Consider the following 15,664-nt stretch of genomic DNA (forward strand, 5'->3'; position numbering starts at 1 on the left):
AGAAATTGCTTGAACACATAATAGATTAATACTAAATCACATTCATGAAAAAGAAAGCCCCAAAGTTTATCATTTTATTTTTTTCGTTATTTTTTATATTATCCTGTTCTAATGATGATGACAGATCAGAAGCAGGTAATGACTCATCGGTAATAAATAACCCTGATGAACAAATCGATGATTTTGTATGGAAAGCCATGAATTTTTGGTACCTATATAAATCCGATGTACCAGATCTCAATGATACTAAAATCGATAACATACCAGAATACAGACAGTTTTTAAGTTCTTTTGACTCCCCTATCAATTTATTTGATGCGCTGGTAACTAAAGAGATTTTGCTAGGGCGTCCAGAAGATGATTTTAGTTTTATAGTTGATGATTATATTGCATTAGAACAACAATTAGGTGGTACGAGTAAGAGTAATGGAATGCAATTTCTTTTAGGTCGCATAGGAAACTCTAATGACCTATTTGGGTATGTGATTTATATTATGCCGGGTACCGATGCTCAATCAAAAGGAATACAACGTGGCGAACTTTTTACTACTATTAATAATACGCAACTTACCATTTCCAATTATGAAGATCTACTTTTTGGTAGTGATAGTTATGAAGTAGGATTTAGTACTATCGTCAACAATACTTTCCAATTTTCAAAAAGCGTTGTATTAAATAAGCAAGTATATACCGAAAACCCAATTTTTATGGCAAAAACTATCAATTATAAAGGTTCCAAAGTAGGATATTTCATGTATAATGGTTTTACATTTGGTTTTAATAAGGAACTTAATGATGTGTTTTTGAAGTTTAAATCTGAAGGGATAGAAAATGTAGTTCTTGATTTGAGATACAATGGTGGTGGTTCGGTATATACGGCAGCTGCCCTGGCTAGTATGATCACGGGAAAAACAGAAGAAGAAATTTTTGCAAAAAATCTATTTAACGATGATATAGAAAGTATCGTAAGTAATCAAAGCAATGCAGATGCATTTTTGAACGAACGCTTTATGTCTAATGTTCTTATCGATACTTCTAATACACAAGAACCTATACATTCTTTAGGGCTTAATAAACTTTATGTTCTGGCTACGCGTAGCAGCGCATCAGCAAGTGAACTAATTATTAATGGTCTTTCAGCACATATTGATGTAATTCATATCGGCACAAAAACCAGAGGTAAATATCAAGCATCAAGAACGCTGTACGATTCTGAAACCTTTAGCAGAGAAGGCGCTAATCCCAATCATACATTTGCACTACAACCACTTGTTAGTAAAATATCGAATATTAACGGAAAAACAGATTATATCCTGGGATTAGATCCTACCATAGAACTAGCAGAAGATTTTCAAAATTTAGGAATACTAGGAGACACAAACGAACCGTTACTAAATACTGCCCTAGAGCTTATTACTACTAATTCGGTACCCGCCGCAGTTAGTAACAAAGCACAAAACACATCTTTCGAGATTTTAGGTGACAGTAAAATGAATCAACCCCTATATCAAAGAATGTATTTAGATAAATAGCTTTTTGTCGTAAAAAAACGAATTTAGAAAAGTCTATACTGCTATCTTCTTTTATTTTTCGAATTCCTTAAAAACTATTGAACCCGCTTTGTGCATTAGAAAATCTATTTTCACATTCATTTTGGTATAAACTACCTATTCGATTACCTTTGAAAGTTCAAAATCTAACCATACTATGTTGTATTACATCACAGGTGGAGAGCGTTCTGGAAAGAGTAAGTATGCACAAGACCTAGCCTTAGAACTCTCAGACACTCCGATATATTTGGCAACCTCTCGCATTTGGGATCAAAATCATCAAGAAAGAGTCAATAATCATATTGCGGATAGAGATCATAGATGGACTACTAAAGAGGAAGAAAAAGAACTTTCTAAAGTAATTGAAGATGGAGATGTCGTAGTGATTGATTGTGTCACCCTTTGGCTTACCAATTATTTTGTGGATACTAAAAATGATTTGGAGAAATCACTCTTACTGGCAAAAGAAGAATTTAATAAACTAATATTGCTAAAAGCAACTATTATTATCATTTCTAACGAAATCGGCATGGGCGTTCACGCTACTACAGCCATAGGAAGAAAATTTACAGAGCTACAGGGTTGGATAAATCAGCATATTGCAAAACATGCCGATAACGCTGTATTTATGGTTTCAGGTATTCCTGTGCAAATCAAGAATAATACATAATAGTATACCTTTGCATACGGCAATTTTAAAATTTCATACCAATATGATAAGATTTTAAATTAGGTTTGCGTAACTGTAGATTGACAAAAACAAGTGTAAACAAAATAATAATGAATTTTAAAATTGAACCTATTTACGATAAAAAAATTGAGAAAACACTGCAACAAAAAATTGATACTAAAACCAAACCAATTGGCGCGTTAGGGAGATTAGAAGAACTTGCGCTACAAATTGGTAAAATTCAAAAAACTGAAAGTCCAAAACTTTCCAACCCGACCATTCTTGTTTTTGCAGGAGACCACGGGATCGCTAAAGAAGGTAACGTAAATCCATACCCTCAAGAAGTTACTGCTCAAATGGTCTATAACTTTTTAAATGGAGGAGCTGCCATTAATATTTTCTGTAAGCAAAACAACATCGATTTACAAATTATCGACGCGGGTGTTAATCATGATTTTGGAAATATAGCCGAACTGCACTCTGCTAAAATTGCATTTGGTACAAAAAACTACCAGCATGAACCCGCTATGAGCTTAGAGCAATGTGATGCTGCCATAGCAAAAGGAGCAGCCATAGTCATGCAAACCCACAATAAAGGGTGTAATAGTATTGGTTTTGGTGAAATGGGGATTGGCAATACCTCATCTGCATCACTGTTAATGGCTTTTTTTACCAATATACCCATTCGAGAATGTGTGGGTGCAGGCACAGGTCTTGATGTCGAAGCTTTGAACGTAAAACAAAACGTTCTGTCTCAGGTTTATATGAAATATAATCCATCGTCAACCAAAGAAGCATTGGCATGTTTCGGGGGATTTGAAATTGCAATGATCTATGGAGCAATTTTGAAAGCTGCAGAGTTGCGAATGACTATTATTATAGATGGCTTCATCATTACCTCGGCCTTATTAGCCGCACATACGATGCATCCACAAGTGCTTGATTATTGTATTTTTGCACACTCCTCAGAAGAACAGGGGCATCAAAAAATGTTACAGTACCTTAAAAAAGAACCACTGGTCAACCTCAAGATGCGTTTGGGTGAAGGTACCGGGGCAGCGGTTGTTTTTCCTATAATTACATCAGCCGTTACTTTTATTAATGAAATGGCTAGTTTTGAAAGTGCGGGCGTCTCTGGTCAATAGTAACCGTTTACTAGGTTTGAGGTATGAGGTGTTAGGTTTTAGAAATGAAAATATTTTGATTTTATGAACTGATTTAAACTAGTTCGATACTGTACATCTGGAATTAACGTATGCTAAGATGTTTATAAATGATTTATTACTGTAAATTCAGCTCTATGTAACATGAAAAAAGAAATTCATATTTTTTTTACTGCACTTATGTTTTTTACACGTATTCCTTGTCCGAAATGGGTGAACCACGATCCGGATTATCTGCAACTTAGTGCAAAATACTTTCCTTTGGTAGGGATTATCATAGGTAGTATAGGAGCGACTGTATTTTATCTATTTTCCTTTATTTATTCGGTGGATATAGCATTGTTACTTTCTATGTTTTCAACAATTTACACCACGGGTGCTTTTCATGAAGATGGTTTTGCAGATGTATGTGATGGTTTCGGAGGAGGTTGGACAAAAGAAAAAATACTCCATATCATGAAGGATTCGAGATTAGGTACCTATGGAACCGTTGGATTACTAATACTATTAGCGCTCAAATTTGCAACACTACGAGAAATCGAAATGTTTTATATTCCTTTAGTCCTACTATCTGGTCATAGTCTAAGTAGATTCATCGCAACTACACTTATTTATTCACATGATTATGTACGAGACATCGATCAGAGTAAAGCTAAACCAGCGGCAAAAGGTATGCACCTACGAACCTTACTAATAAGCGGTATATTTGGAATTATACCCTTATTTGTATTTCAAAACCCCTGGGTATTCCTTACTTTAATCCCTATGTATCTATCCAAAATGTATTTAGGTCACAAGTTCAAGAAATGGATAGGTGGACAAACAGGAGACTGTGCAGGAGCTGTTCAACAGCTAAGTGAAGTTATATTTTATCTTTCGACGTTATTCCTATGGAAATATATCTGGTAAGACATACTACACCCAATATTGAAAAAGGAATTTGTTACGGGCAAAGTGACATAGGGATTACCGATTCTTTTCAGGCTGAAGTTGATAACATACATCGCCAAATTCCTATTCATGATATTGACAAAGTATACAGTAGTCCGTTACAACGTTGCAAACTATTAGCAAAAACGTTTAACAGAGAAATTAAATTTGACGACCGCTTAAAAGAGCTAAATTTTGGGGACTGGGAGTTACTCCCATGGGAAGCCATTGATAGTAAAGAATTAGATCCATGGATGAAAGATTTCGTTACCATTCAAGTTCCTAACGGAGAATCGTATGTGATGCTGCAAAAACGTATTGTAGATTTTTACACCTCATTAAATTTATTGAGTAACGAGAAAATTGTAATTATTTTACATGCAGGACCCATGAGAGCGCTAATTTCGTATTTACGAGAAATTGATCTCAAAGACTCTTTTTCAATCAAAATAGACTATGGCGAGGTGATCAAAATTTAATGTCTTATAGAGGCAAACTACTCAAAGGCAAGCAGAGTAGTGTTTTAAATCTCGATTCTCGAGTAAATTGAGCTTGTTTTCGGTATAAACTAATGCTCCAGAATAGTAATTTTATAAAAAATAAGGTATGCGAATTCTTTTTATACTTTTTACCCTAGTAATGTGTAGCACTTCATGCAAAAACGTAAATGAAGAGACCAATCGCCTTACGGTAATGTATCTAGCTCCGCAAAGCATTGAATATGCAAAAGGATTTACAATCATAAACCATGGTACTCACAAAGAAATTAAAGTGACCACACCCTGGCCAGATACAAAAGAAGAACTTATATATATTTTACATCCCAAGGGAACAAAACAGCCCTTCAAATCTGAAAAAGCAGTTTTTGTAGAAGTCCCCGTAGAAAGAGTTGTAGTGACTTCAACTACAGACGTTCCTATACTAGAATATCTTAATTTAGAACAAAAGTTGGTAGGATTTCCTCATACCGATTATATTTCTTCGGAAAAAACCCGCGCGCTGGTGGATAAAGGCGCCATTAAAGAGCTTGGTAGGGAGTTTAATCTTAATACAGAAATAGTGCTTGAACTCTCACCAGACATGGTATTGGGATTTTCTGCAAACGGAGAAACAAAAGCGTATGATCTCATTCAAAAAACCGGAATCCCAGTAGTAATTAATGGTTCCTGGATGGAAGAGCATCCCTTAGGGAGAGCAGAGTGGATTAAATTTGTAGCTGCATTTTTTGGAAAGGAAAATATCGCTGAAGATGTTTTTCAACAAATTAAAACAGAATACAGTAATGCGGTTGCTATCGCACAAAATAGCACAGAACGACCTACGGTTTTGTCGGGAAATATGTTTAAAGACATTTGGCATGTACCCGGTGGAAATAGCTACGTAGCTAAATTTTTAACAGATGCTAAAACTCATTATTTATGGCAAAATAATCAAAAAACCGGAAGTATTGCCCTTAGCTTTGAGAGCGTTCTTGAAAAAGCTCAACATGCGGCGTTATGGATTGGTTCTGGAAACGTCAACTCTTTAACAGAATTACAAGAACAGAACCATCAATATCCATTATTTGATGCATTTAAAAATAAAGCCGTATATTCCTCGACGCTAAAAACGGGTGCCAAAGGCGGATTGATGTATTATGAACTAGGACCAATGCGTCCTGATCTAATTTTAAAAGACATTATAAAAATCGCTCACCCAGAGCTTTTACCCGATTACAAATTGTATTTTTTTAAAAAACTTGATTAATTTGACCCCAAACAAATCATACAAAAAGGTTTTTATAGGAATTGCTGCGCTGTTATTAATCTGCTTTATTGCAAATATAAGCCTGGGTTCTGTTATCATTCCGTGGTTAGACACACTTAGCAGTCTTTTAGGAGGATCTGTAGAAAAGGAAGCGTGGAGACATATCATCATAAATTACCGGCTTCCAAAAGCATTAATTGCTATTATTGTAGGTAGTGGATTAGGAATTTCTGGTTTACTTATGCAAACATTATTTAGAAACCCACTTGCAGGTCCGTTCGTTTTAGGGATAAGCTCTGGTGCTGCTCTTGGTGTAGCTTTGCTTATCCTGGGTAGTACATTTTTTGGTATCGCGCTATCCGGATTTTTAATTTCAAAATGGGGATTAGTGATTGCTGCATGTTTAGGTAGTATCGTAGTACTTTTCGCTGTTATGATTGTATCTACAAAAGTTAGAGATACTATGGCTATTTTAATTATCGGACTCATGTTTAGTAGTATAACTGCTGCCATTGTAAGTGTACTTTCTTATTTTGCTCCTGCCGATCAATTACAGAAATACATATTTTGGGGTTTTGGAAGTCTGGGAAACCTATCCTGGTATGAAGTCTTGGTTTTTTTTATTGTATTTTTATTGGGTATGCTACCTACATTAACTTCTATTAAAGCATTAAATACATTATTATTAGGCGAAAACTATGCACGTAGCCTGGGATTAAATTTACAAATGAGTCGCTTTCTTATTATTTTGGCGACAGGTTTATTGTCTGGTAGTATAATTGCTTTCGCTGGTCCAATTGCTTTTATTGGTCTTGCTGTTCCGCACCTTACACGGCAATTATTTCATACTTCTGATCATAAAACATTAATTCCGGCTGTAGTACTTATTGGAAGTATCGTTATGTTAATTTGTGACAGCATCGCTCAACTACCGGCAAGCGAATTTACCTTACCTATAAACGCCATAACTTCATTAATAGGAGCGCCAGTCGTCATTTGGATATTGGTTCGCAAACGCAAAATGTTGTTCTAATCCATATCATTCGTTAGAAGCTCTTTACTAAAAATGAACTACCTCGAAGAAGTAGCGCTATCAACATATTGGAAGCAAGACCACTTCACGTGTAGCATTCGATTGATTAAACCGAGATTATATCTTATAAGATCTATTACGACTTAGAATACCTACACCAAATTTGATACAATATTAAATCTTTATAAAAATAAGTATCTTCCTAAGCTTTGTAAATAAAAAAGTATCTTAGAGAAGAAAACCGATTTTTATGGACACAGATCAATATATCAAAAGCATCATAAAACAATTTCAATATTACAAATTATTAGGTGATAAAACCATAAAGCAATTACCCGATGAAAAATTATTTTGGCAATATGATGAACACAGTAATAGTATTGCTATCATAGTAAAGCATCTTTGGGGCAATATGAAATCCAGATGGACTAACTTTTTAACTGAAGATGGAGAAAAAACCTGGAGGAAAAGAGATACCGAATTCGATGATGACGTGAATATAAGAGAAGAACTGCTTTTAAAATGGAATGAAGGATGGTCTTGTCTTTTTAAAGCCCTAGAAAGTATTAATGAAACTAATTTTGATCATCCTGTATACATCAGGAATGTAGAACATAGCATCCCCGAGGCAATCCATCGACAATTAGCACACTATGCTTACCATGTGGGACAAATCGTATTTCTTGGCAAAATGAGTATTGGGCAAGAATGGGAAAGTTTATCGATACCCAAAGGACAATCATCGGCATATAATAATGAACGTTTTAGCATCCCCAAACACAAAGCCCATTATACTGATAAGCTCATGAAAGGTGATTCTAAATCATCAAAGTAAAATCAAATAGTTAACCCATTAATTTAAATATAGTCATGCTATACTAAAATTGAGAGAACATTTCTAATGCTACTTTTCGACCAAAGCAAATGATAACAAGTTATAATTGAATAGGAAAAATACTTGAATACTTTAACAGTAAGAATAGTCAATAACTCCCTTAGGTTTGTTAATAACTATGGTTTTTTGAATACTGTGATCCTAATAGATTACAATTATATTTGCGTAAAACTATACGTTATACATCACATATGAATTGATTAGTAGTAAAATTTTTACGAATATCCGTAATTTAACCTAAATGGTTGCGTCAAGCTGAACTCGTTTCAGCTTCTCATCTCAACGTACTGAAAATAAACATAATGAGATCCTGAAATAAATTCAGGATGACTTCTCAGTTAAATTTTAGGTATAATAACGAACAATCAAATAATTTTTAATGTGAGAGCGTAGCGGTTACATAGGTTATCAATTTTTTAATTATTTCATTTAATAGGATAAAAATTTTTAAATAGGTGAAATGATTCGCGATCGGGCTGAAGAATTTCAGAGTGTAGTACCGTGACGAATTTTAACTGACAACTAACAAACCATAAAGAAAAACAGATGAAATTTATAGTATCCAGTTCATACTTACTCAAACAACTTCAGATTTTGGGAGGAGTAATTAGCAATAGCAACACCCTACCAATTTTAGATAATTTTTTGTTTGAATTAGATAATAATACACTCACAGTTTCTGCTTCTGATCTTGAAACAACCATGTCGGCCAAGTTAGAAGTCGAATCAGGAGATCAGGGAACATTGGCTGTTCCTGCCAAATTATTGTTAGAAACGCTTAAAACATTTCCAGAGCAACCCTTAACGTTTATTGTTGCAGATAATAATACTATAGAAATCAGTTCTAACCATGGTAAATATGCGCTGGCTTATGCTGATGGAGAAGAATTTCCGAAGGCTGTTGCATTAGAAGATCCTAGTGCCACAACCTTATTGGGTGATGTGCTGGCAACTGCGGTTGGAAAAACAATTTTTGCAACGGGTAACGACGATCTAAGACCAGTGATGAGTGGTGTATTTTTTCAATTTTCGACTGAAGGATTGACTTTTGTAGCTACAGATGCTCATAAATTAGTAAAATATACTCGAGAAGATATCAAAGCCTCTCAGTCAGCAGAATTTATAATGCCCAAAAAGCCGTTAAACCTGCTCAAAAATATTTTGGCTGGGAGCGATAGTGAAGTAACCATTGAATACAACGAATCTAACGCCAAATTTACTTTTGATGAAACTCAGCTCATCTGTCGATTAATCGATGGGAAATACCCTAATTATGAAGCTGTTATTCCAAAAGAAAATCCTAATAAATTAACTATCGCACGCACGCAGTTTCTTAATTCTGTGCGTAGAGTTTCTATATTTTCTAATAAAACCACACATCAAATTCGTTTAAAAATCGCGGGTGCAGAACTTAATGTTTCTGCAGAAGATATCGACTATTCGAATAAAGCTGAAGAGCGTTTAACTTGTGATTATCAAGGGGATGATATGCAAATAGGATTCAATTCTCGATTTTTAAGTGAAATGTTGAGCAACCTAAATGCAGACGATGTTCAACTAGAAATGTCTTTGCCAAATAGAGCCGGTATACTTACTCCCGTAGATGGTCTTGATGAAGGCGAATATGTCACTATGCTGGTCATGCCGGTTATGCTCAATAGTTAATACGAATTTCATGTTGATGATACAAACCTAGCTTTATGTCAACGAAACAGGAATTAGCCTTATGCCATCAGCGAATAGCGCCTTACATTCATAGAACACCTGTACTTACTTCCACATTTTTAAATCATATCTCTGGAACACAACTCGTATTTAAGTGTGAAAATTTTCAGAGAATGGGTGCTTTTAAAATGCGTGGAGCAGCAAGTGCCATTTCTAATTTATCTCTAAAACAACAATCCAAAGGGGTGGTCACGCATTCCTCAGGTAATTTTGCGCAAGCGTTATCGTTATCGGCAAAAAGTTTAGGTGTTAAAGCTTACATCGTGATGCCCTCGAATGCACCACAGGTTAAAAAAGATGCTGTAAAGGGATACGGAGGAGAGGTTATCGAATGCCCACCAACACTTAAAGAACGAGAAGAGACCGCTTTCAAGATTCAAATTGAGAAAGGAGCCACTTTTATACATCCCTCAAATGATTTGGATGTAATCTTAGGTCAAGGGACTGCTGCTATCGAACTGCTACAAGATTATCCCGATCTAGACTATATATTTACTCCTGTAGGCGGTGGCGGACTAGTAGCAGGTACTGCATTGGCAGCAAAATACTATGGAAATAACTGCAAGACTATCGGTGCAGAGCCTTTTGAGGTGGATGATGCGTATCGTTCTCTTCAAAGTGGAAAAATCGAAACTAACAAAACAGCAAATACCATCGCCGATGGATTGAAAACCCAACTTGGAACTATCAATTTTCCCATAATACAAGAACATGTTTCAGAAATTATTCGTGTTGAAGAAAGTGAAATCATTACTGCGATGCGCTTTGTATGGGAACGTATGAAAATTATTATAGAACCATCTTGTGCAGTACCATTTGCCGCTTTACTTCGAAAAAAAGACCGTTTTCGAGAACAAAAAATCGGTATTATTTTTTCTGGCGGCAATGTTGACTTAGATAACCTTCCTTTTTAAAATTCGAATCCAAAACCTCCTTGTATCTGTACGCCTTCATCTGAAGAAAACATACCTAGCCTGAAGGAAAAAGTATCTGCACCACTAAGCCATAAACCGCCACCATACGAGGTGTGCCATTGATTTGAAATATCATTATCTACCCATACCCTGCCGTAATCGAACCCTCCAAAGGCACCCAGAGTAACGGGAAATACAGAAGTTGTAAACCGTTTTACTCTCGCCTTCAAATCTGTAGTTTGATAAAAGTAAGTTTCTCCTGTAAATCGCTCATTTCTGAAGCCTCTAAGGCCATTATCCCCTCCTATCGAAGGCGCATGATAGTAAAAAAAGTCATTTCCTAAGTTGGCTTTTACTTCTGCTTTGGTACCTAAAACGAGGTGACCAGAAGAAATGAGTTGGTGACTTCCGCCTAAAGCAAGAGTAACATAACCAAATTGATTATCAGAAATATCTACGTTTTGCATATATCCCCCGGCAAAATTAAATAAGATAGATTTTGTAGGAAAATCTAAGGCATTCTGACTATCAAAAGAGATTCCGGCCTCGGCTCCTACATAGTTTTGGGTGTCAAAAACTAAAGGATTGACAACCCCAGTAGTCACAAATCTATTTTCATCTGGGGTCACATTAAAAGACTCAAAACGTCCTTTTATGAAAAGAGATCTATAATTTACGCCGGCATCAATCTTAATTTGTTGCATTTGCGTTCGATTAAAATCCTGGCTTAATTCATCGTCAAAATTTTCCGTATCATTTCCAAAACCGAAAAAGTTATTCGCATAAGCGTCATTGGTAAAATAGCCTGTAACTGTCAAATTCCAATTAGGAAAAATATTGGCAAAAACACCCTGATAGTTTACATCGAAACCCTGAAATGTAAAATAATAATTTCCGCCAAACGTATGTCTCTGTTTAAAACCATCACCATCACCATGAAGACCGAAAACTGTATACGTATTGTTAAGCCCTACAAAAAAGCCATCATCATTTCGCAAGCCTATAGTGGGCATTACTATGTTGAAATTTTCCTGAAAATACCTCCAATGTAAAGTATTGGTTTCATATAGGTTGGTTAATTTTTTAGCAGGTCTTTTCTCTTCAAATATCGATTCTTCGAATTTCCAGTCGTATACTTTTAATTTTCTTCTATTTTCAACAATAAAGGTATCCTTACCATAGCCACCAATGATCCTAACTTTACTATAACCGTTTCCATCGCCGTTAATTATAAAGGTATCGTCGTCATTTAAGCCGTAGACTAGAATCGTTTTGGTTTCTTTGCTATCAAAAATTCGCTCATAAAAAACTTTATTTTTTTTATTGCTTAATTTTCTTTTGCCAATAATCTTTGTTTTGCCTTCTGGCATTCTAGTGATTTCGAAAAGATCATCTTTATGAGTTCCCGGCACGACAGCCGTTTTGTTCAAATAAGTAGCATATTCTCTGGCGTATTGATCGATAATATTCAACCGTTCTTTTAAATTCTTTTTTATTTGTGCTGTAGTTTCATCTTGAATTTCTGGAGGTAAGTTTGTAAAAGCTTCATCAATCTGAGCATCTGTAAGCGTATTTTTGATATAGGTAGCTTCTTTTATCCAAGTATCTACGCCGTGTTTTGTAATTAAAGTTTGATCCAGATTATTTCCTTCAGCATTAAACCATTTTAAACTTTTAATTTCTGGACCATACGTTTGCCATAATCGAGTTGCCGGAGAAAAAACTTTTATCATCGGTAAAGCTATACCATCGAACTTTGAAAATGTATTATCTCGATCTCGGGCAACCGGAATAAAAATTTTATCGTCTCCATCTTCTTTTTCATATTCTATCCAACGCCATTGATCCTGATGACGATCCCAGTCACCTATTAGCATATCAAAAATTCTGGCTCGTATGTAGGCCTCCTGATCCATGATATAGGATTCGTCTTCTTTGAGTTTTTCTAATGCATCGGTAGTGCTTTCAAAGTCGGTAATTTCACCTTCGACTTTTGGAAGTGCCCGTCTGTAACCTTTGTATTTTTTTTGTTCATCAGAAGGTCTACGTTCTATGTAATACAGTTCATCTCCGAAGGTTTCATTGTATTTACCAAGGCTATTTTGCTTAGGCACGTAAAATAATTCTGTTTCTGCATGATTGATATCTAAAGCTTTAGCCATATCATTGATGACCATTTGCATAAATGGATGTGCAGTTGTGAAAAAATCAGAAACCAAGTCTTCTGTCAATGTATTTTCATAATCTTGAGTATCATAAGAAATACCTCGTATTTTTTGGGTCAAAAATTTTAAAGCCTCTTTTTTTAAGGATCGCATTGCATATTCTCTATTCATAGTATCAACTAATCGCAGCGAGTTGGATTGATGCCCTCCGCCTTTTTTAATAACTCGAAGACCACCATATAGCGTATCTAATATAGCTACAGGAACAGTGACCTCTTTATTGAAATACGAGCGGTAGCGATCACCCCACAACATTTTGTAAAATCCTGATTTATCCAATGTACTTGCATCTTTAATAATAACTGCTTTTTTTTGTTTAGGATGCGATGTATTGTCATAAGTAAAGTCTTGATAGGTTTTGAATGGAGGTAACACTTCGAAAGATGTATTTTCTACCTCATCTTCGGTTATAAAAGTTACAGCAGATGATCCATCTTCATAATATACGATTTTTGCAAATCCAGGAGCACCATGGGTATATTTCCCTTGATAAGAAAGACTACCACCCGGGGCGTGAATAAATCCCTTGGAACGATGAGTCGCCTTTGCGCCTCCATATGATCCACTAATAATTTGATGAATACCTTTACCTTCTAGGTATTGTAAACTTTGTTCGTGGCCTGACACTACAGTTACTCTATCTGATTTTTGAGCTATGGCACTTAATACTATTCTTAAATACCTATACCTAGGGAAATCCAATTGATTTCTATCCAAATTCGCCAAATCTTTAATCTCCCCTGCAAGTGTTCCAAGAATTGGAAACGGTAACATATGGCTTTTTGCGGTTTCATGACCTGCATAAGTACCATTGCTAAAAATTGGATGATGCATTACGATTAGTACATTTTTTCCTTGAGCATCATTAATATATCCTTCTAATTCTTCCACAAAACGCCGTCTAGTGTTGACATTGGTACACTTTTTATTAATTTCTTCGATACGATCCCAATTAGAGATGAACCAATACGAATTGACTACAATAATATCCAATTCATCATTAACAACTATATGATCTATAGGACATCCATTTTTTTCGGGAAATTCTGAATCCAAAGATTTTTTTTCTTCTACATAATCCTCATATTCCTCCATTTGATCGATACTAGCATCTTTCCATTCATTAACTCCGTGAATGAAAAGTGTTTCACCTTTATATCCTTTAGCAAAAGATAGTTGTTCATCCAGAAGTTTAAAATCTTTATTTTCTTGTCCCTTTATCCTAGAAATATTATCTCCAACAAAAAGAAGCGTACTATTTTTATCAGCTTCTTTTAATTCGGAGGATAATTTTTGGTTCAATACTTGGGTTGTATTTTTCTTATTTTGATTTCCGTATCCACCCACTACATAAAATGTATGTGAGATGTTTTTATCGATTGTACTTGTTGTATCAACTGATTTTTGAAATTGGGGTTTAAAAGTAGCACAGGATTGTAGTAGTATACATAGAAAAAAAGAAATTATCGTGACACGAAAATTTATCATACATTTTGTTTTTAGATAGATACAAAATTGGGTTAGTCGTTCTGAACTATTCTTAGGCAAGATATGATCAGCAGTATTGCGAAGTAACCTCCAAATCTCAAATAATCTTATCGCATACCATATTTTTTTTTACTCTAATGATAAAACAATCGTACCAGTAGGATCTTTATAACGCTATTAAAATATGTAATATAGTTCGTCTCATAACTTTTGAGATCATAATTTTGTATACAAAGTGAAGAAAATCTAAGGGGTCTGTTCACAATTTGATGAAAGAGTAAACTACCTTGGGGAAAGTCCAAGAGGCATTCGCGAAAAATAATTTTTCAATTTCGAGGCAAGCTTTGGGGAATTATACCCTTTGATGATGCCAATAAAAATACCATTTTAAAAGTACGGATTATGCTAAAACCAAGAGAGAAAGTTCCCAATCTAGAAGTAGACTTAATCAATGATACGCATTGGAAACTAGAAGATCAAACCCCAAAAAATTTTATTCTAGTTGTCTTTTACAGAGGCCTGCATTGCCCAATTTGTAAAAAACAGCTTGAAGAACTTGCAGGCAAACTAGATAAATTTGTAGACCGAGGGGTCAATGTAGTTGCAATAAGTTGTGATACTGAAGAAAAAGCTAAAAAAACAGGAAATACATGGAATGTGCCTTCATTACCCATAGGTTTTGAAATGTCGATAGACAAAGCTCGGGAATGGGGATTGTATATTTCTAAAGCAAAAGATGACAAAGAACCTAATCATTTTTCAGAACCTGGTATGTTTCTTATACGACCTGATCAAACATTATATTTCGCTTCTATTCAAACCATGCCTTTTGCACGACCAGGGTTTGATGATATCCTGAATGCTATAGATTATGTGATGAAAAATGATTATCCAGCCAGGGGGGAATCTTAAGATGGGTTCATTGAACCCGTTTTATGTTTTCGGCGTGGCCGGGAACGAAAAACTAAAACTTTTTTTGCTTCAAGGCATGACCGGAAACAAAAAACTAAAACTTTTTTTGCCTCAAGGCGTGACCGTAAACGGAAAACTAAAACTTTTTTGCCTCAAGGCATGACCGGGAATGAAAAACTAAAACTTTTTTGCCTCAAGGCATGACCGGAAACGAAAAACTAAACTTTTTTTGCCTCAAGGCATGACCGGAGATGAAAATCAGTATTTTTCGCTACCCAATTTACTTACGTGTAATAGTTAATACTTAATCTGACAATTTTAGTAATTTAGTTTAAATCAATTTAAATATTTGTCAGATGAACACAGAAGAAAAAATCATCAAACCAAAGTTAGGACTATTAGAGTTAGCAAAA

Annotated in this window: 12 protein-coding genes; 11 read left to right on the forward strand and 1 reads right to left on the reverse strand. The window is 35.1% G+C overall.

From position 1 onward, the window contains the following. The first annotated feature begins 44 nt into the window (after positions 1–44). The 10 genes from J8281_RS12285 (at position 45) to J8281_RS12330 (ending at position 10,626) form a co-directional block, all read left to right on the forward strand. Positions 45–1,532, forward strand: coding sequence for a S41 family peptidase (locus J8281_RS12285; RefSeq protein ID WP_210197927.1), 1,488 nt, complete (start codon positions 45–47; stop codon positions 1,530–1,532). Between the two features lie 175 nt (positions 1,533–1,707). Next, entirely contained in the window at positions 1,708–2,220 is a 513-nt protein-coding gene (locus tag J8281_RS12290) for a bifunctional adenosylcobinamide kinase/adenosylcobinamide-phosphate guanylyltransferase (RefSeq protein ID WP_210197928.1), read from the forward strand. A 110-nt stretch (positions 2,221–2,330) separates the two neighbouring features. Further along, positions 2,331–3,365 (forward strand): nicotinate-nucleotide--dimethylbenzimidazole phosphoribosyltransferase, encoded by a 1,035-nt coding sequence (cobT, locus tag J8281_RS12295; RefSeq protein ID WP_210197929.1) that lies wholly within the window; start codon positions 2,331–2,333, stop codon positions 3,363–3,365. A 162-nt stretch (positions 3,366–3,527) separates the two neighbouring features. Further along, positions 3,528–4,292 carry an adenosylcobinamide-GDP ribazoletransferase gene (locus J8281_RS12300; RefSeq protein ID WP_210197930.1) on the forward strand — a complete coding sequence of 255 codons (765 nt, stop codon included), beginning with the start codon at positions 3,528–3,530 and terminating at the stop codon, positions 4,290–4,292. Beyond that, positions 4,274–4,792 carry an alpha-ribazole phosphatase gene (gene cobC / locus J8281_RS12305; protein ID WP_210197931.1) on the forward strand — a complete coding sequence of 173 codons (519 nt, stop codon included), beginning with the start codon at positions 4,274–4,276 and terminating at the stop codon, positions 4,790–4,792. Before J8281_RS12300 ends, cobC begins: the two co-directional genes overlap by 19 nt. A 127-nt stretch (positions 4,793–4,919) precedes the next feature. Next, entirely contained in the window at positions 4,920–6,059 is a 1,140-nt protein-coding gene (locus tag J8281_RS12310; protein WP_210197932.1) for an ABC transporter substrate-binding protein, read from the forward strand. Between the two features lies 1 nt (position 6,060). Further along, positions 6,061–7,092 carry an iron ABC transporter permease gene (locus J8281_RS12315; RefSeq protein WP_210197933.1) on the forward strand — a complete coding sequence of 344 codons (1,032 nt, stop codon included), beginning with the start codon at positions 6,061–6,063 and terminating at the stop codon, positions 7,090–7,092. Positions 7,093–7,342: 250 nt separating this feature from the next. Further along, positions 7,343–7,927 carry a DUF1572 family protein gene (locus J8281_RS12320; RefSeq protein ID WP_210197934.1) on the forward strand — a complete coding sequence of 195 codons (585 nt, stop codon included), beginning with the start codon at positions 7,343–7,345 and terminating at the stop codon, positions 7,925–7,927. Positions 7,928–8,533: 606 nt separating this feature from the next. After that, positions 8,534–9,652, forward strand: coding sequence for a DNA polymerase III subunit beta (dnaN, locus tag J8281_RS12325; protein ID WP_210197935.1), 1,119 nt, complete (start codon positions 8,534–8,536; stop codon positions 9,650–9,652). A 35-nt stretch (positions 9,653–9,687) separates the two neighbouring features. Then, the gene (locus J8281_RS12330; RefSeq protein ID WP_210197936.1) at positions 9,688–10,626 is read left to right on the forward strand and encodes a threonine/serine dehydratase; all 939 of its coding nucleotides are present in this window, start codon (positions 9,688–9,690) and stop codon (positions 10,624–10,626) included. Here the strand turns inward: J8281_RS12330 and J8281_RS12335 are convergent. Beyond that, positions 10,623–14,339: a hypothetical protein gene (locus tag J8281_RS12335; RefSeq protein ID WP_210197937.1), complete on the reverse strand. Its 3,717-nt coding sequence runs from the start codon at positions 14,337–14,339 to the stop codon at positions 10,623–10,625. The genes J8281_RS12330 and J8281_RS12335 overlap by 4 nt on opposite strands. A 402-nt stretch (positions 14,340–14,741) precedes the next feature. Here J8281_RS12335 and J8281_RS12340 point away from each other — a divergent pair, with 402 nt between their 5' ends. Next, positions 14,742–15,251, forward strand: a complete 510-nt coding sequence (locus J8281_RS12340; protein WP_210197938.1) for a peroxiredoxin-like family protein — start codon at positions 14,742–14,744, stop codon at positions 15,249–15,251. Positions 15,252–15,664: the final 413 nt, after the last annotated feature.

This window comes from Aquimarina sp. U1-2, assembly GCF_017897595.1.
Taxonomy (GTDB): domain Bacteria; phylum Bacteroidota; class Bacteroidia; order Flavobacteriales; family Flavobacteriaceae; genus Aquimarina.

Bases quoted from the DNA above. Each gene is read 5' to 3' on its own strand.
- J8281_RS12300 (WP_210197930.1), top strand. From the start codon at position 3,528: ATGAAAAAAGAAATTCATATTTTTTTTACTGCACTTATGTTTTTTACA.
- dnaN (WP_210197935.1), top strand. From the start codon at position 8,534: ATGAAATTTATAGTATCCAGTTCATACTTACTCAAACAACTTCAGATT.
- J8281_RS12310 (WP_210197932.1), top strand. From the start codon at position 4,920: ATGCGAATTCTTTTTATACTTTTTACCCTAGTAATGTGTAGCACTTCA.
- J8281_RS12320 (WP_210197934.1), top strand. From the start codon at position 7,343: ATGGACACAGATCAATATATCAAAAGCATCATAAAACAATTTCAATAT.
- cobT (WP_210197929.1), top strand. From the start codon at position 2,331: ATGAATTTTAAAATTGAACCTATTTACGATAAAAAAATTGAGAAAACA.
- J8281_RS12330 (WP_210197936.1), top strand. From the start codon at position 9,688: ATGTCAACGAAACAGGAATTAGCCTTATGCCATCAGCGAATAGCGCCT.
- cobC (WP_210197931.1), top strand. From the start codon at position 4,274: ATGGAAATATATCTGGTAAGACATACTACACCCAATATTGAAAAAGGA.
- J8281_RS12290 (WP_210197928.1), top strand. From the start codon at position 1,708: ATGTTGTATTACATCACAGGTGGAGAGCGTTCTGGAAAGAGTAAGTAT.
- J8281_RS12335 (WP_210197937.1), bottom strand. From the start codon at position 14,339: ATGATAAATTTTCGTGTCACGATAATTTCTTTTTTTCTATGTATACTA.
- J8281_RS12340 (WP_210197938.1), top strand. From the start codon at position 14,742: ATGCTAAAACCAAGAGAGAAAGTTCCCAATCTAGAAGTAGACTTAATC.
- J8281_RS12285 (WP_210197927.1), top strand. From the start codon at position 45: ATGAAAAAGAAAGCCCCAAAGTTTATCATTTTATTTTTTTCGTTATTT.